The sequence below is a fragment of the Edwardsiella sp. A.80236 genome (genome assembly GCF_044540725.1).
Lineage (GTDB): Bacteria > Pseudomonadota > Gammaproteobacteria > Enterobacterales > Enterobacteriaceae > Edwardsiella > Edwardsiella tarda.
Map to the genome: position 1 here is coordinate 26174 of NZ_JBIUCY010000010.1, position 17028 is coordinate 43201.

17 protein-coding genes are annotated in these 17028 nt (G+C 56.9%); 10 read left to right on the forward strand and 7 right to left on the reverse strand.

Annotated features, from left to right (window positions below):
• From citG to citC, 6 genes are read right to left on the reverse strand one after another with little or no spacing between them, the layout of a single operon-like run.
• Entirely contained in the window at positions 1-915 is a 915-nt protein-coding gene (gene citG / locus ACEQFP_RS09935; protein ID WP_068871948.1) for a triphosphoribosyl-dephospho-CoA synthase CitG, read from the reverse strand.
• Positions 890-1441: a citrate lyase holo-[acyl-carrier protein] synthase gene (citX, locus tag ACEQFP_RS09940; protein WP_068871950.1), complete on the reverse strand. Its 552-nt coding sequence runs from the start codon at positions 1439-1441 to the stop codon at positions 890-892. The genes citG and citX overlap by 26 nt, the downstream gene beginning before the upstream one ends.
• A 3-nt stretch (positions 1442-1444) precedes the next feature.
• On the reverse strand, positions 1445-2965 hold the full coding sequence (citF, locus tag ACEQFP_RS09945) for a citrate lyase subunit alpha (protein ID WP_005297258.1): 1521 nt from the start codon (positions 2963-2965) through the stop codon (positions 1445-1447).
• 10 nt (positions 2966-2975) lie between these two features.
• A complete protein-coding gene (citE, locus tag ACEQFP_RS09950) occupies positions 2976-3872 on the reverse strand; it encodes a citrate (pro-3S)-lyase subunit beta (protein ID WP_005297255.1) in 897 nt (298 codons plus the stop codon).
• On the reverse strand, positions 3869-4168 hold the full coding sequence (gene citD, locus ACEQFP_RS09955; protein WP_005280818.1) for a citrate lyase acyl carrier protein: 300 nt from the start codon (positions 4166-4168) through the stop codon (positions 3869-3871). The genes citE and citD overlap by 4 nt, the downstream gene beginning before the upstream one ends.
• On the reverse strand, positions 4165-5241 hold the full coding sequence (citC, locus tag ACEQFP_RS09960; protein WP_035597781.1) for a [citrate (pro-3S)-lyase] ligase: 1077 nt from the start codon (positions 5239-5241) through the stop codon (positions 4165-4167). Before citC ends, citD begins: the two co-directional genes overlap by 4 nt.
• Before the next feature lie 386 nt (positions 5242-5627).
• Here citC and dpiB point away from each other — a divergent pair, with 386 nt between their 5' ends.
• The 4 genes from dpiB (at position 5628) to dinF (ending at position 10162) form a co-directional block, all read left to right on the forward strand.
• Positions 5628-7271, forward strand: coding sequence for a sensor histidine kinase DpiB (gene dpiB / locus ACEQFP_RS09965; RefSeq protein WP_097364206.1), 1644 nt, complete (start codon positions 5628-5630; stop codon positions 7269-7271).
• Positions 7264-7950 (forward strand): two-component response regulator DpiA, encoded by a 687-nt coding sequence (gene dpiA, locus ACEQFP_RS09970; RefSeq protein ID WP_005280827.1) that lies wholly within the window; start codon positions 7264-7266, stop codon positions 7948-7950. The genes dpiB and dpiA overlap by 8 nt, the downstream gene beginning before the upstream one ends.
• Before the next feature lie 130 nt (positions 7951-8080).
• The gene (lexA, locus tag ACEQFP_RS09975; protein ID WP_024524673.1) at positions 8081-8689 is read left to right on the forward strand and encodes a transcriptional repressor LexA; all 609 of its coding nucleotides are present in this window, start codon (positions 8081-8083) and stop codon (positions 8687-8689) included.
• A 138-nt stretch (positions 8690-8827) separates the two neighbouring features.
• On the forward strand, positions 8828-10162 hold the full coding sequence (gene dinF / locus ACEQFP_RS09980) for an MATE family efflux transporter DinF (RefSeq protein ID WP_005280837.1): 1335 nt from the start codon (positions 8828-8830) through the stop codon (positions 10160-10162).
• Between the two features lie 21 nt (positions 10163-10183).
• Here the strand turns inward: dinF and zur are convergent, their stop codons facing one another.
• On the reverse strand, positions 10184-10660 hold the full coding sequence (gene zur / locus ACEQFP_RS09985; protein ID WP_005280839.1) for a zinc uptake transcriptional repressor Zur: 477 nt from the start codon (positions 10658-10660) through the stop codon (positions 10184-10186).
• Positions 10661-11108: 448 nt separating this feature from the next.
• Between zur and ACEQFP_RS09990 the strand changes: the two genes are divergently transcribed.
• From ACEQFP_RS09990 to alr, 6 genes are all read left to right on the forward strand, one after another.
• On the forward strand, positions 11109-11819 hold the full coding sequence (locus tag ACEQFP_RS09990; protein ID WP_370558308.1) for a hypothetical protein: 711 nt from the start codon (positions 11109-11111) through the stop codon (positions 11817-11819).
• 161 nt (positions 11820-11980) lie between these two features.
• The gene (gene dusA / locus ACEQFP_RS09995; protein WP_068871961.1) at positions 11981-13018 is read left to right on the forward strand and encodes a tRNA dihydrouridine(20/20a) synthase DusA; all 1038 of its coding nucleotides are present in this window, start codon (positions 11981-11983) and stop codon (positions 13016-13018) included.
• 219 nt (positions 13019-13237) lie between these two features.
• On the forward strand, positions 13238-13456 hold the full coding sequence (gene pspG / locus ACEQFP_RS10000; RefSeq protein ID WP_005280846.1) for an envelope stress response protein PspG: 219 nt from the start codon (positions 13238-13240) through the stop codon (positions 13454-13456).
• A gap of 356 nt (positions 13457-13812) precedes the next feature.
• Positions 13813-14199 (forward strand): NirD/YgiW/YdeI family stress tolerance protein, encoded by a 387-nt coding sequence (locus ACEQFP_RS10005; protein ID WP_005297240.1) that lies wholly within the window; start codon positions 13813-13815, stop codon positions 14197-14199.
• 179 nt (positions 14200-14378) lie between these two features.
• Positions 14379-15791, forward strand: coding sequence for a replicative DNA helicase (gene dnaB / locus ACEQFP_RS10010; protein WP_005280852.1), 1413 nt, complete (start codon positions 14379-14381; stop codon positions 15789-15791).
• Positions 15792-15930: 139 nt separating this feature from the next.
• Positions 15931-17022 (forward strand): alanine racemase, encoded by a 1092-nt coding sequence (gene alr / locus ACEQFP_RS10015; RefSeq protein WP_005280855.1) that lies wholly within the window; start codon positions 15931-15933, stop codon positions 17020-17022.
• Positions 17023-17028 lie beyond the last annotated feature (6 nt).

A 17028-nucleotide genomic window follows, 5' to 3' on the forward strand; every position in this document is an offset into this window, starting at 1 on the left:
TTAATGTTCAGCTTGCAAAATCGGGTAACAGAGATGAGCCAGAAACCAGGTCAGGATCAGGAGATCCGCACTGCCGCCCGGGCTCAAATGGCGGTCGATACACTCTTTATCAAAACGGTGCAGCGCCAGTAGATCGTCTGGCGTGCAGATACCCCCGCTCGCGAGCAGGGTGGTGGCGTATTGCCGTATCCAACGCAGTCCGTCGATCCCCCCCCGTGCGGCAACATTGGTGTCCTGGTTATGCGCCATCAGCAGCAGCAGGGTATCGAGCAAGGCTAATTCCGGATCACGCCCGCAGGTCAGTAGCTGCCGATAATGGGGAAGCGCCAATTGCCGAACCAGGGGATAGCCCGCCTCGGCCTCACCACGGGCACCAGTGATCCCCAAGGTGACGAAGAGACGCTGACCTGCCGTGCTGGCCTGATCGACAGACAATGCCGCCAATTCGCGCGTTACCAGACCACGACAGAATTGCGCCGCATAGTCGCATAGGCGTTCGGGTGTAAGGTCGTGGCCGCGTTGGTGGCTACGCCCGATGGCGGCGCACAACAAGCCGAGCGAAAAGATGCTGCCCTTATGGGTGTTGACCCCGGCGGTGGCGCGGAACATGTCTGCTTCACAGGCTTGGCCAAGCGCCCGTAATCCCGCGAGTGCATCGCTGGCCTCCAGGGCGGCGCTGGCGGCGCCATATTCGACGAAGCGAGATAGCCAGGGGGCGATGGCATCGGCACTGCGTAAGAAGTCGCTGTGCGCCATGTCGTAGTGGGCGCCGTTATTGTGGCGATCGACCAGGCCCGGCTTCGGCGTCAGGTTGACTTCGGCCAGCATGGCGCGCCATCCCAGCTCACTGGCGTGGGCACGGAGGCGTTCGAGCGTATCCGATGAGGTATTAGCGTGCGTCAGCTGCGGCATCATGAACCAATGCCTCCATGTGAGCGATAAGTTGAGCCACGCTGTGGCGGCGCTCGCGGGCGCACAACACGGCGGGGCGCTGGCAAATCAGGCAGCGGCGTGCGGGCAACTGATAATCGCCACGCGACAGAATTTGTCCGGTGGGGGCCAGGACATCGATATCCCATAGCCGACCCAAGGTATGGGTCTGCTCTAAGTCGATGGTGGCCCGCTTGACCACGTCGGCCGGCGCCGCGATGGCCATCAGCCCTTCCGGGCCGGTGGCTAAGTCCAGCGAGAGCTGCTCCCTGATGGTCCAGGCCTGACGCTGTGCCAGTTGATTCAGCGCCCCGATACCGGCGTTAAAGAGATTGCGGGTCAGGGGGCTGTCCTTGACCGGGCCGGGGGCGACCACGGTGAAGGAGATCAGCGTACAGGTATGGCGTGCCAGCCATGCCGTCTGCCGAGACTGCCTGCATTCACGGCTGAGGAGCAGTTCCGGTAGTGTGACGGTATGGCTGGTCGCCAAATCGGGGAGCAGGGTCATCATCGCTTATTCCTTGACCTGGCGAACCACGTCGATGACGGAGCCGTCGCGATAACGCACCACGGCGACCGCCTTATCGGTAAAGGCGATCGGCTTCGGTTCACCGGTCAGAGAGAGGGCACGATCACGCAGCCACTCGATGCTGACCAGTGGCATGCCGGCATCGCTGAGGCGCTGTGCCAGCTCCGGACGTGCCGGGTTGACGGCGATACCGTGGTCGGTGACCAGGATGTCGATGCTGGAGCCCGGCGTGACGCAAGTCAGCACGTTATCGACGATAGTCGGGATACGCCCGCGTACCAGCGGCGCCACGATGATGGAGAGCGCAGAGCCGATGGCGGTATCGCAGTGGCCACCGGAGGCACCACGTAGTACCCCGTCGGATCCGGTCAGTACGTTGACGTTGAAGTGAGTGTCCACTTCCAGCGCACTCAGCACCACTACGTCCAAACGATCGACGGCGGCGCCTTTGGAGCTCCAGTTTGCGTACTGGTTAGCGCTGATTTCGATGTGGTTCGGGTTACGCGCCAGAGAGCCAGCGGCGGCACGGTCAAAGCTCTGTACGTCGAGCAGCTTACGGATATACCCCTTCTCGTGCAGATCGACGATGGTGGAGGTGATGCCACCCAAGGCGAAGTCGGCACGGATGTCGGCGCGGCGCATCTTGTCTTCGAGGAAGCGCGTGACCGCCAGTGAGGCACCGCCGGTGCCAGTTTGCAACGAGAAGCCTTCGTTAAAGTAACCGGAGTGAGCAATCACTTCCGCTGCGCTGCGGGCGATTAGCAGCTCACGCGGATTGGAGGTCATGCGGGTGGCGTCGGCTCCGATCTTACTGGCATCGCCGACATGCTCGACCTGGACGATCAGATCGACCTGATCCTGGGTCAGGCTGGCCGGGTTGTGCGGATAAGCGAGGATTTCTTCGGTCAACAGGACGACTTTATTGGCGGCCTCAGCGTCGGCGCGCGCATAGCCCAGCGAGCCGCAGCAGGCATTGCCGGTGTAGCCATTGGCGTTACCGAAGGCGTCACAGGCGGGTACTCCGAGGAAGGCGACGTCGATGTTCAATTCACCGCTATTGATCAGGTGAACGCGACCACCATGGGAGTGGATCTGAACCGGCTCGTCGAGCAGACCATGGGAGATGGCATCGGCCAGCGGGCCACGCAGCCCGGAGGTATAGATCTTGCGTACCACGCCGTTACGAATGTGGCCTACCAACGGCGCATGGCAATCGCTCAGGGAGCTGGAGGCCAGCGTCAGATCTTTGAATCCCATGGCAGCGATGGCGTCCATCACCTGGTTCAGGGTCAGATCGCCGCCACGGAAGGCGTGGTGGAAGGAGATAGTCATACCGTCGCGCAGGCCGCTACGGCGGATGGCTTCTTGCAGATCGCCGCACAGTTTGCGATCGCGCGGACGCTGTTGTTGATAGTCTGCCTTGCTGACGTCGTTGAATGCCGGCAGCGCGCTATCCTGCTGGCTAAAGGCGGTTACGCGGGCGTTTCGTTGGGTATCTTGTGTCATCTTTATCGCCTTATTCTTCACGGATGCCGGAAAGGGCCGCGCGGGAAAGCACCAGACGCGCGCGTTCGATAACCGGGCTATCGACCATCTTGCCGTTCAGGGAAACCACGCCGCGTCCTTCGCGAGCGGAGGCTTCGGCGGCTTCAACCACCAGACGCGCGTGATCGACCTCTTTCTGGGTCGGGGCGTACAGGTTGTGCAGCAACTCGATCTGACGCGGGTTGATCAGTGACTTGCCGTCAAAGCCCAACTGTTTGATGTGAGAGGCTTCACGCAGGAAACCCTCATCGTTATTGGCGTCGGAGTAGACGGTGTCGAAGGCCTGGATGCCAGCCGAACGAGCCGCTTGCAGGATGCTGCAACGGGCGAACAGCAGCTCGATCCCTTCCGGGGAACGCTCGGTACGCAGGTTGCGTACATAGTCTTCGGCGCCGAGCGCGATACCGATCAGGCGTGGTGAGGCGTGGGCGATGGCCACCGCCTGGGTGATGCCTTGGGCGGATTCGATAGCGGCCAGCAGGCCAGTGCTGCCCACTTCACGTCCACAGGCGCGTTCGATGCGTGCGATCTCATTTTCGATAGCGATGACATCTTCGGCGCTGTCGGTTTTCGGCAGACGCACCACATCGACTCCGGCGCGTACCACGGCTTCCAGATCGGCGACGCCAAACTCGGAGTCCAACGCGTTGACGCGCACGATGGTCTCGATGTCGTTGTACAGTGGGTGTTGCAGCGCATGGTAGACCAGGCGGCGTGCGGCATCTTTCTCGCGCAGTACCACGGAGTCTTCCAGGTCGAACATCAAGGCATCGGCCTTATAGATGAAGGCGTTGCTCAGCATGGCGGCGTTGGAGCCGGGTACAAACAGCATGCTGCGGCGGGTACGAGTTTTCTGTTGCGGTGTCATGCGCGATCCTCCCAAGGCAGGCTGACCAGGTCGGCGGCACGCGCCAACAGGGTTTCCAGACGGGCGCGTAGGACACAGTCGAGGGCGCCTTTGTCGTCGACGATCAGCTGTACGCCGCGGATCTGATGCTGGTTGAGCACCTCCAGTACGGTGGCGCGGATGGCGTCGCCAAACTGTTTTTCGACACTGCTACTGATTTGCAGATCGAGGGCCTGGTCGTCTTCAATGGGCGCGATGCGCACCATCACGTCGCTCGACTCAAGGGTGCCTGCGACGGCTGCGTGGTTTATTTTCATTTGTCACCTGTAACTAAGACGGATTCCTGGGGTCGGCGCTCGACACCCGCCGGCATCGAGGCGATCAGGCGTGCCAGATAGGCTCGGGTCGCTTCGGGTACCAGTGGGGTGATTGCCGGAAGATCTTTGCGTACCAGCAGCTTGCGTACCCAGGAGGCAGAAATGGGGGTGTTGTGATAGGTCAGCCTAGCCACTTCAACCAGATGGATCGGCGGGTAGGGCAACGCCGGTGTCTCTAGCCAGTAACGCATATCCTGATTGTATTTGGCGGTAACCGGACAGAAGGGTTCCGTCCCGACAAAACGGTGGGTGATGCCCAACGCCGGCGCCAGATACTGCCGGAATATCTTGATATCGATTTCGGTGTAACAGTTGTCGGCCACGCCCTGCTCTTTGATGAAATAGCAGGGAAAGGTGGCGCGAGAGATGATGTATTCGGAGCCGGGGTGCAGTGTGAGATTGGTGATATCTCCCACGCCTTCACGCACCAACGCCAAACGATCTTCATAAGAAAAACGCGAGGTATCTTCGCGTACTAAAAAGAGGTGCAGCCAGTCACACTGACTGGCTGCCTGTCGGACAAGATAACGGTGTCCGTTGGTGAACGGATTGGCGTTCATCACGATGGCACCGATTTTTTTCCCTGGGTGGCGTAGCGTTGCTAAATTTTCGGCATAACGTTGTAAGCGGACTTTACTGTTCTCCATCAATACCATAATCCCGGGAACGCGGGTAATGGTGGCAAATCCGCACTGGCGAAACATCTCTTCATTTTCTTCTTTGGTATAGATAAAAAGATTGTTTCGACCTAAATCATAAGCCAAGTTGACCAACTCGGTGGCCAGCGTGAGGGCTAATCCCTCGCCGCGAGCCGATGCGCTGATGGCGACGCATTTTATGATATCGCCAGCGATACCACCGCAGGCGATAATTTTGTTATCACGCATAGCGCAAATAAATATTTCTACAGAAGTATCTATATTAAGTCCATTTTCACGCAGAAACTGAGTGATATCGGCAATCCTTTTTTGCTCAGAGCGCTTAACCTGGGTGAAAACAGTATTGCTGAACATAGGGATTCCTGCGCTGCGTTAGCATGGCTAAGTTAAATAAATGTATCTTTTATCAACTTAATAACTTTTGATTTTCAATCAATGGTAATAAAACTTTTCCACCTATTTTTATTACCGTTGGCTGTGGTTAAATTAATCCTAGTTAGGAATTGACCGAGAATTTTTGACCTAATTCACAAACGGAAAGCAGTTTTAAATTACCTTAATAGTTTTTATTTTCGTAATTTTAAATAAAGAATTTTATTTGCTGGTTTTTATTTGCGTAATTAGTTTAATAGCGATAATCTGCAAAGTAGAAAAACATTATGGACAGTTTGTCTGGAAACAAATCGGTTACATTTGAGGGTGTTAAAGGTAATCGAAATGTCTTAAAAGGTGAGATGACGATGGTAAGAATGCCAAAGAGTAATGCGGTAAATTTTTTCCGCCGTATGGCGTTCCCATTGCGTATTTTCCTCCTGTTACTATTGGTTTCTTGCTGTCTGTTCGCTGCCTTGGGTAAATACCTCTCCGCGAGTTTTGAAGACTACATGACGAGGCAAGTGCGTGACATGGCGATGAACCAGGCCAAGATCATCGCCTCGATGGATAGCATTATCGATGGGGTGAAGGATCGTGATGTTCACCGATTAGCGCAGATTGCCGATCGCCTGGGGACCGGTACCGACTTCGATTATGTGGTCATCGGCGATCGTAACGCGATTCGTTTGTACCACCCGAATCCGGCCAAGATCGGCCATAAGATGCAGTTTAATAAGCCGGGCGCCCTCGAACGGGGAGAGAGTTACTTTATCTCAGGCAAAGGGTCGCTGGGGATGGCGATGCGCGCCAAGACGCCGATCTTCGACCATCAGGGGAAGGTGATTGGCGTCATTTCCCTGGGTTATCTGGTGAGTAAGATCGACAGCTGGCGGCTCGACTTCTTGCTGCCGATGGCGGGCGTCTTTGTCGGGGTACTGGTGTTGATGATGCTACTATCTTGGCTGTTCGCCGCCCATATTCGCCGGCAGATGATGGGCATGGAGCCACGTCAGATAGCGCAGGTGGTGCGTCAGATGGAGGCGCTATTTGGTGCGGTATTCGAGGGGCTGATCGCCGTCGATCCTGAGGGGCAGATCACGGCAATAAACCGCAATGCCCGCAAAATGTTGGGGCTGAGTGCCCCGGGACGCCAGTGGCTGGGGCAGCCGATTAGTCAGGTCGTTTCACCGGCAGATTTCTTTACCGATCGTATCGATGAAGATCGGCGCGATGCCATTCTGACCTTTAATGGTTTGAACGTGATCGCCAATCGGGCCACTATCCGTTCTGGCGATGGTGATACCCTGCTTGGGGCGATCATCAGTTTCCGTAGTAAAGATGATATCAATACGCTGAATGCGCAATTGACGCAGATCCGGCAGTATGTCGATAGCCTGCGCACCGTGCGTCATGAGCATCTTAACTGGATGTCGACCCTCAGCGGGTTGCTACAGATGAAGGAGTACGATCGTGCGTTAGAGATGGTGCGCGGAGCCTCGCAGGAGCAGCAGCAGTTGATCGATCATCTGCGCGATGCCTTTAGCGATAAGGTGGTTGCCGGTCTGTTGTTTGGTAAAGTGCATCGGGCGCGCGAGTTGGGGCTGACCTTGACGATTGTCGAAGGCAGCCAGTTGCATGCCCTGCCCAGCGGTTTAGATAGTACAGAATTCGCGGCGGTGCTTGGCAACCTGCTCGATAACGCCTTCGATGCGAGTCTGAAGAACCCGGCGGGCAATGGGAGCGTCGAGGTGTACTTGTCGGATGAGGGGGCGGAGGTCATTATCGAGGTCGCCGATCAAGGATGCGGCGTGCCGGATGTGTTGAAAGATAAAATTTTTGAGCAGGGCGTCAGTAGCAAGGTGGAGGAACCGGGGGAACATGGTATCGGCCTTTACCTGATTGCCCGCTATGTGGGACGTTGCGGGGGCACCATTACGCTGGAGGATAACCAGCCCTATGGCACCCTATTTTCTGTATTTATCCCGAAGGTGAAGAGTGAGCATGAATAAAATCAATATATTAATCGTCGAGGATGAGACTCCACTGGCTGAGATGCACGCGGAGTTTATTCGTAATCACCCCGGCTGTGGTCAACTGTGGCTGGCCGGTAATCTGGCGCAAGCTCGGGCGATGATTAAAAGCTTTCACCCGGATTTAATCTTATTGGATAACTATTTGCCCGATGGGGTAGGGGTACAACTCCTGCATGAGTTGGCTCAACAACGTTACCCTGGTGGTGTGGTGTTGACAACCGCTGCCAGCGACATGAATACCGTTTCCGAGGCGGTGCGTAGCGGCGCCTTCGACTATCTGATTAAGCCTATCGCCTACGAACGTTTGGGACAAACGTTGGAGCGTTATCAGCAGCGTCACTCCATGCTCAGTGGGCGCCAGAATGCCAGCCAACGTCAGATCGATAGTATGTATAACGCCTATGCGCGCGGCGACAGCAAAGAGGATCTGCCGGTGGGCATCGATGCCTTGACGCTGGAGAAGGTGCAGGCGTTATTCGTCGATGAGCAGGCACGCCATACCGCAGAGAGCGTGGCGCAGAGCTTGATGCTGAGCCGTACCACGGCGCGCCGTTACCTAGAGTTTTGCGCCGCACGCCAACAGATCGTGGCAGAGATCGTCTACGGCAAGGTGGGGCGCCCACAGCGCATCTACCGCGCACAGAGTAAAAATTGACGTTGATAGCGCGCTGGGGGCTTATCGGGGATCGCACCCAGGGCCCGCGGTTTTGTGTATTTCACGGTTTTAAATTATCCGCTACCTGTATATACTCACAGCAAAACTGTATAAACGAACAGGGGGCGGAATGAAAGCATTAACGGCCAGGCAGCAGCAGGTCTATGATCTGATTCGCGATCATATCGAGCAAACCGGCATGCCGCCGACGCGTGCCGAGATCGCTCAGCGCCTCGGCTTCCGCTCGCCCAATGCTGCCGAGGAGCACCTGAAAGCGTTACAGCGCAAGGGGGTGATCGAGATTGTCTCCGGCGCCTCACGCGGTATCCGTCTGCTGATGGAGGACGAGTCTGGCTTGCCCTTGATCGGTCAGGTCGCCGCGGGTGAACCCTTGCTCGCGCAGCAACATATCGAAGGGTATTACCAGGTCGACCCCTCGCTGTTTAAACCCAGTGCCGATTTTCTGTTGCGGGTGAATGGCATGTCGATGCGCGATATCGGCATCCTGGATGGCGATCTGTTGGCGGTGCACAAGACTCAGGATGTACGCAACGGCCAGGTTGTTGTGGCACGCATTGAAGATGAAGTCACAGTAAAACGATTGAAAAAGCAGGGGAATGTGGTGCAATTGTTGCCGGAAAATAGCGATTTTCAGCCCATCGTCGTCGATCTGCGCGAGCAGAACTTCACCATCGAGGGGCTGGCAGTGGGTGTGATCCGTAACGGCGACTGGATCTAAATCGCCCAGGCTTGGGCCGTTTGGGCTCCACTCGGCCGATTCACACCGTCATTTCTCTACCCCGCGGACATCGAGTGCGCGGGGTTTTTTTATGGCGCTTGCCGCGGTCAACGCGGCCTAGCTTGATAAGGGGAAGGGATGCGAGGTTTCCCGCAGGCGGACAAGGCGTTATGGCGCCTGGCGTTGCCGATGATCCTATCCAATGTCTCTGTACCCCTGCTGGGGGTGGTGGATACGGCGGTGATCGGCCATTTAGATTCACCCGTTTATCTGGGCGGGGTAGCAGTGGGCAGCATGGCGACGACCTTTCTGTTCATGTTATTGCTGTTTTTGCGTATGAGTACTACCGGGCTATGTGCTCAAGCCTACGGCGCAGATGATCGTCCGGCCCTGGCTCGAGCCTTGGTTCAGCCCCTGCTCATGGCGTTGCTGGCCGGTGGCGCGATTGTGGTATTGCGTGGCCCATTGATCGAATGGGTTCTGCATATCGTCGGTGCCGAGTCGGCAATTCAGGCTCAGGCGCAGCTCTTCATGAGCATTCGTTGGCTGAGCGCCCCGGCGACCTTGGCCAATCTGGTGATCCTCGGTTGGCTGTTAGGGGTGCAGTATGCCCGGGCGCCGGTCCTTCTGCTGGTCACGGGCAACCTGGTCAACATCGTTTTGGATCTCTGGTTCGTGGTCGGTCTGGGCTGGAAGGTAGCCGGTGCGGCGTGGGCCACCCTGATCGCCGACTACGTCACCCTGTTATTGGGAGTGGGGTTGCTGCTGCATGTCATGCGGCGGCGTGGATTACGGCGGGAACATTTCCATCACGCCTGGCGCGGCGATCTGCGCCGTTTGCTGGCGTTGAACCGCGATATCATGCTGCGCTCGCTACTATTGCAGATCTGCTTTGCCTCACTGACGGTGATCGGTGCGCGTCTCGGGGCCAGCGTGGTCGCGGTCAATGCGGTGCTGATGAATCTGCTGACCTTCACCGCCTACGCGCTCGACGGTTTCGCCTATGCGGTTGAGGCACACTCTGGTCGAGCTTATGGCGCGCGCGATGCCGCCGGATTGCAGCGGGTATGGCGCGCCGCCTGCCGTCAGGCCGGCATGGTCGCCCTGCTATTTGCCGCCGCCTATGGCCTGTTTGGCCGTGACATCATTGAGCTATTAACGACGTTGCCCCAAGTGCGCGCATTGGCGATCGCTTATCTTCCTTGGCAGATGGTGTTGCCGTTACTCGGGGTGTGGTGTTACCTATTGGATGGGGTATTCATCGGTGCGACGCGTGGGGCGGATATGCGTAACAGCATGGCATTGGCCGCGTTGGGTTATGGCCTGACATTGTTGAGCGTGCCCTGGCTGGGTAATCAGGGTTTATGGTTGGCGCTGGCGGTCTTTTTGACGCTGCGTGGCCTGTCTCTGTGGCTGATCTGGCGACGCTGTTGGCGCGAGGATCGTTGGTTTCCCTCCCCCTCGGCAACGTAGGAGGAGGCGGGAGACGCGGGATTAGTGTGACGCGGGCTCTGTCTCTGCCGGCTGTTGCGCACAGGCCTGACAGAGGCCATGTGCCTCGATCACACTGTGCTGCACGCTAAATCCCGCCTGTTGTGCCAGTAGTGCCAGTTGCTGTTGCAGGGCATCGGCTGGACGCTCATGCACTTGACCGCAGCGGTGGCAGATGAGTAACGCCGAGATGTGGCTCGGTTCGTCGAGGTGGTGGCACATCACGTAGCTATTGGTGGATTCGATCTTGTGGATGAAGCCTTGTTCCAGCAGGAAGTCGAGCGCCCGATAAATAGTCGGCGGCTTGGCTTGAGGTTCGGAGACACGCAGCAGATCGAGCAGATCATAGGCGCTGATGGCGCCTTGCTGGGCGGCCATGAGGCGTAGTACCTCCATCCGCTGTGGCGTGAGGCGGACATTCCTCTGCCGACAGAGCTGCTCGGCTTGGGTTAACAGTCGCTGCAAATTTGGGGTGGTCATGAGTGCGGTTTCCTGCCAGTAGCGTACCGTGATTTTACCACAATTAGGACCTGTCTCGTAATGGGCGCCTTTGTCGAGGTGACATCTGCTACGCCACGGCCGCGTGATGAGGTTGGAATATCACCGCTAGTATTTAAGTCCACCCCTCGCATAAAGAACCTCAATAAACTTACACCCCGGGGTTGTAGGGGTTGCCGGTTGAGGGTCAGCCTTGTTGTTTTCTTGTCCTAAATATCGTTGCTATTTCGCCGGATGGGCAGACGCGTACTGGATGACAGGGTAATTTTTCCTGTTCTAAATGAATGTCGGTTTTTGACTGGGCCCGCTGAGTGTTGGCTGGGGTGGACTGACATTATTGATCGGAGCGATAAATAGATAGAGAGGTCTAGCGGTGGACCTCTAGCGCCGCACGATCGCCCGCGATGCGCAGACGACGGAAAGGATAATAATGGATATGGATATTATCGTGACGATCGAGAGTTGGCCTTTACGCCAGGCAATCTGCGCAATTTACCAGCCACACTCTACGATTATTCAACTAACGGATCTTTCCCTGTTGCCTGAATTCGTGGATCGCGCCGAATCATCCGGCATGCTGTTGATGACGGACTGGCGCCGTGAACGCTTATTGCACGGCATGGATGATATCCGTCGGCACAGCATGCTACCGGTGATTATCATTAATCGACGGGAAAGCTATTTAACCCATCTGGTCAGTCAGTTTTTCCCCGGGACCTACGCCTTTAGCTACGATGCCTTTCATCGTCATACCCAGCGTCGTAGTTTTCACCCGTTGGATCTGTGTTTTTTGCCGTATTCGCGTGGCGTGTCCGCCTCTCGTGGAGGGCGTGGCTCGCTACGGGAACGTCTGAATGCTTTCGGTTTTATGACGTTGTATCAGCGGGGCGTGACGCTACGTGAAGCCTCGGTACTCATCAGTCTCTATTACCGTAATAACATCACCACTACCGCTCGTCTGTTAGGGATGCATGAACAGGCGGTGGTCTACTGCAAGCGAGCCCTGAGTAAAAAGTTGGGGCTCGATCCTAATCGCACCGATCTGATCCGGGAGATTTTTCTATTACCGAGCGAGGCGTATGGCGAAGCGTGCGTGGATGCGTGGAGCGAGCCACCGCTTGCTGGCAGCGCGGGGGGCTGAGGTGTTGGCGGCAAGGCGTTAGCGTGTCGGGTATGTGCAGGCTGCGGTTTTTCTGTGCGGATATGCTAGAATCGCCGCCCGCGCGATCCCCGGGCGGAATCCGGCACCGTCAGGCGGCGGTAGGCAATTAGGCTTTGCATGATAGTGGAAGACAGCGAGTAATGACTCAGGCACAACAGATTGAACCAGCAACCGTATCCCGTGAGCGTCAGGGCTCGGGTGAATTTCCTTCTCAGCGTTTCTCCATCGCGCCGATGCTCGATTGGACCGATCGTCATTGCCGCTACTTTCATCGTTTACTGAGTCGTCAGACATTGCTGTATACCGAGATGGTGACCACCGGCGCGATTATCCACGGTAAGGGTGACTATCTGGCCTATAGCGAGCAGGAGCATCCGCTGGCGCTGCAATTGGGCGGTAGCAATCCGGCGGATCTGGCCCGTTGCGCGGCGTTGGCCGAGGCGCGTGGTTATGATGAGATCAACCTTAACGTCGGCTGCCCATCGGATCGGGTACAGAATGGTCGTTTCGGCGCCTGCCTGATGGGCGAGGCGCAGCTGGTGGCGGATTGCGTCAAGGCGATGCGCGACGTGGTATCGATCCCGGTGACGGTCAAGACCCGTATCGGCATCGACGAGCAGGACAGTTATGCGTTTCTGTGCGACTTTATCGGCACCATTGCCGGGCAGGGGGAGTGTGACACCTTTATCGTCCATGCGCGCAAGGCATGGCTGTCGGGGCTGAGTCCCAAGGAGAATCGTGAGGTGCCGCCGCTGGATTATCCGCGGGTGTATCGTCTCAAACAGGACTTTCCCCAGTTGACCATCGCCATCAACGGCGGCGTGAAGAGTCTGGCGGAGGCGCAGGCGCATCTGTGCCATGTCGACGGCGTGATGGTGGGACGTGAGGCCTATCATAACCCCGGGATGTTGGCGCAGGTCGATCGCCAGTTATTCGATGCGACAGCGGCGGTGCCCGACAGCATCGCGGTGGTACGCGCGCTCTACCCCTACATCGAGCGTGAACTCGCCCAGGGAACGTATCTGGGGCACATTACCCGCCATATTCTCGGGTTGTTCCAGGGGATCCCGGGGGCACGCCAGTGGCGCCGTCACCTGAGTGAGAACGCTCATCGTCCGGGGGCGGATATCGCGGTGGTCGAACAGGCGCTGCGTTTCGTCGAGCGGCGGGGGGAGTAACCCGCCCCATCCCATGTGCGCCCCAGACTGAACGGGGCGTATGAGGGCGAGTCAAATTGCCTAATCATTGGTGAGTCTGACCATGATCGGCGGCACGCTGCCGCGCGCATGTCGAGTAGATACTTGTTAACTCAATGAGTTAATGAATATATCCAGCTTGGCACGATTCTTGAATTTATCCAGTCATGATATCTGAGGACGCCAACTGGAGAGCGTGCGATGTTTGAAGTGATGATGTTTCTGGGATTCTTTGTGTTGATGCTGCTGGCCGGCATCTCGTTGCTGGGCGTGATCGTCGTGTTGGCGGTGTTCTCCATTCTGTTTTGGTTGTTCGGAGGCCTATTCGTGCTGGCGATCAAGGTGTTGCCCTGGTTGGCCTTGATCCTGGTGGCGGTATGGCTGTATCGCGCCTGGCAGAAACCGCAACAATCTCGTTAATGACGGGCGCCTGGGCGTTGGCCGGGGCGCACCGATTTTCGTTATGACACGGATATTCAGTCTTCACCCTCGCCTTTATTAATTAATTTATAAAATAGGTTTATTCAATAGTATTTTCTCTGGGTACTAATAAGTACCATTGGCCGTAGATCATTTTATAGATGATTGGCTCGTGTCATTCTCCCCATTATTTTACTCTTCTAACTGTCATGGTTGGCTGTAGTACTTATTTTCATGACACTAAAATCGGATTATTTCCGCCACTTTCAGCTTACGACTTAATAATTTTTTAAGAAGGAGCAGAGATAATCGCATTGTCTTGTTATTAATCTAAAAATAGGATTTCAATGATAGCTATGTATAGGTTTAGCCTCTGCGCATTCGTCTTGCTGGTTAGCATGAATGCTAGCGCCGCATTTACCAACAATATGACGCAAAATTATAGTCTAGGCGGATTTAGTGGTCCGGTTATGGGGGCGGTGAGTAGCGCCGAGATTAATGGTTATAGTTGGATGCAGGATGATAAACCGGTCGTTTTAGAGGGGCATATTGTCAGCCGCCTCGGTGGGCAGCATTATCTGTTGCAGGACGCTAAGGGCGATGTGATGGTCGAGATCGATCAGGAGGTATGGTGGGGCGTGAATGCCACGCCACAGACACGTCTACGCCTGTATGGCTCGGTGGATAAGGATATCGCCGAGCGCGTCAGCATCGATGTCGATCGTGTGGAGGTGTTGCGCTGATCTCGGCGCGACACCGAGTATGCTTCGTCATGCTAACCTGTCCGCGCCATTCGGTGCGGACTCTTCCTCCGCGGTATCCGTTCTCTCGTCCTTGCTTACGACTTACTCCATGCGTCCGGCGCTGGCATTGGTTATACTGTCGCGCGTCTACGGCTCACAACAGGTAAAGCATTCCCACTATGGCAGGTAACAATCCCGGCAATAAATCCCGCGAGACCCCCCGCGATCGCCAGATGGAGGGCCTCAAGCTACCTCCGCACTCTCTGGAGGCTGAACAGTCCGTTCTGGGCGGTCTAATGCTGGATAACGAACGCTGGGATCATGTGGCCGAGCGCGTGGTGAGCAATGACTTTTATAGCCGTCCACATCGTCTGATCTTCGGTGAGATGCAGCGCTTGTTGGAGCTGGGGCGGCCGATCGATTTGATCACCCTCTCCGAATCGCTGGAGCAGCAGGGCCACCTGGAGAGTGTCGGTGGTTTCGCCTATCTGGCCGAGCTGGCGAAGAACACCCCCAGCGCTGCCAACATTAACGCCTATGCTGACATCGTGCGTGAACGGGCGGTGGTGCGCGAGATGATCGCCGTTGCCAACGAGATCGCCGATGCGGGTTACGATCCACAGGGGCGCAGCAGCGAGGATCTGCTGGATCTGGCGGAGTCGCGCGTGTTTCAGATCGCCGAGAACCGCGCCAGCAAGGATGAGGGGCCGAAGAGCATCGACCGCATCCTGGAAGACACCGTCTCGCGCATCGAGCAACTGTATCAGCGTCCGCATGATGGGGTGACCGGGGTCTCCACCGGTTACCAAGATCTGGATAAGAAGACCGCTGGGTTGCAAAAGTCGGATCTGATCATCGTGGCGGCACGTCCGTCGATGGGGAAAACCACCTTCGCGATGAACCTGTGCGAAAACGCGGCGATGACCCAAGAGAAACCGGTGCTGATCTTCAGCCTGGAGATGCCCGGCGAGCAGATCATGATGCGTATGTTGGCCTCGTTGTCGCGAGTCGATCAGACACGCATCCGTACCGGTCAGTTGGACGACGAAGATTGGGCTCGCATCTCCAGTACCATGGGGCTGCTGTTGGAGAAGCGCAATATGTATATTGACGACTCTTCCGGCCTGACACCGACGGAGGTGCGTTCGCGTGCGCGTCGTATTTTCCGTGAGCATGATGGTCTTAGCCTGATCATGATCGACTACCTGCAACTGATGCGCGTGCCGTCGCTGTCGGATAACCGCACCCTGGAGATCGCCGAGATTTCTCGCTCCCTCAAGGCATTGGCCAAAGAGTTGCAGGTCCCGGTGGTGGCGCTATCGCAGCTTAACCGTTCGTTGGAGCAACGTGCCGATAAGCGCCCGGTTAACTCTGACCTGCGTGAATCGGGCTCTATCGAGCAGGATGCCGACTTGATTATGTTTATCTACCGTGATGAGGTCTATCACGAGAACAGCGATCTCAAAGGGATCGCCGAGATCATCCTCGGAAAGCAGCGTAACGGCCCGATCGGCACGGTACGTCTGACCTTTAATGGCCAATGGTCGCGCTTCGATAACTACGCCGGCCCGGCCTACAACGATGAAGATTAATCGCCTGATCGCCTAGGCGGCCAGATGCATCCACCCCAGGTAGGCGCGCGTGCCGCCCGGGGGAATAATTTCATGAGCCGGGCGCCGAATGCCCGACCCGATAGTCAACTCAGCTCATTAATGGAATCAAGGAAGCAACATGAAAGCGGCAACCGCCCTCATTGATCGCCGCGCTCTGCGACATAACTTTCAGCAGATCCGCTCGTTTGCGCCGCACAGCCGTCTTATCGCCGTGGTGAAGGCCAATGCCTATGGACACGGTCTGTTGGAGACCGCCAATACCCTGCATCAGGCCGACTGCTATGGCGTGGCGCGTATCGGTGAAGCCCTGATGCTGCGCTCCGGTGGGATCGTCAAACCGATCCTGCTGTTGGAGGGCTTTTTCTCCGCCAGTGATCTACCGGTCCTGGTGGCTAATAACATTGAAACCGCGGTGCACAGCGAAGAGCAGTTGCAGGCCTTGGAACAAGCCCAGTTGGAGCGCCCGGTTAAGGTATGGATGAAGCTGGATACGGGTATGCATCGCCTTGGGGTACGCCCGGAACAGGCGGAGGCCTTCTACCAGCGGTTGTGTGCCTGTCCCAACGTGGCACAGCCAGTGAACTTTATGAGTCACTTCAGTCGTGCCGATGAGCCACAGTGTGGACGAACCGAGGCCCAGATGGCCTGCTTTGATGCCTTTGTCCAAGGTAAGCCGGGCGACCAGTCTATTGCCGCCTCCGGTGGCATTCTGCTGTGGCCACAGTCGCATCGCGACATGGTACGTCCAGGGATCATCCTGTACGGCGTCTCACCGCAGGCGGATCTGGCCTTAGCCGCCGACCATTATGGTCTCCAGCCGGCGATGACCCTGCAGTCTAGCCTGATCGCGGTGCGCGAGCATAAGGCTGGCGAGCCGGTTGGTTATGGTGGTACCTGGGTGGCCGAGTGTGATACGCGTCTCGGCGTGGTCGCGATCGGTTATGGTGACGGTTACCCGCGTAGCGCGCCGTCGGGAACGCCTGTGCTGATCAATGGACGCGAGGTGCCGATCGTCGGGCGAGTATCGATGGACATGATCTCCGTCGATCTGGGGCCGCAGGCCCAGGATCGCGTGGGTGATAAGGTGATCATGTGGGGGCCGGGATTGCCGGTTGAGAAGGTCGCGGCTTGTACCGGTATCAGCGCCTATGAGCTGATCACTAAGCTAACCTCACGCGTCGCGATGGAGTATATCGGCGACGAGGCGTGAGAGGTC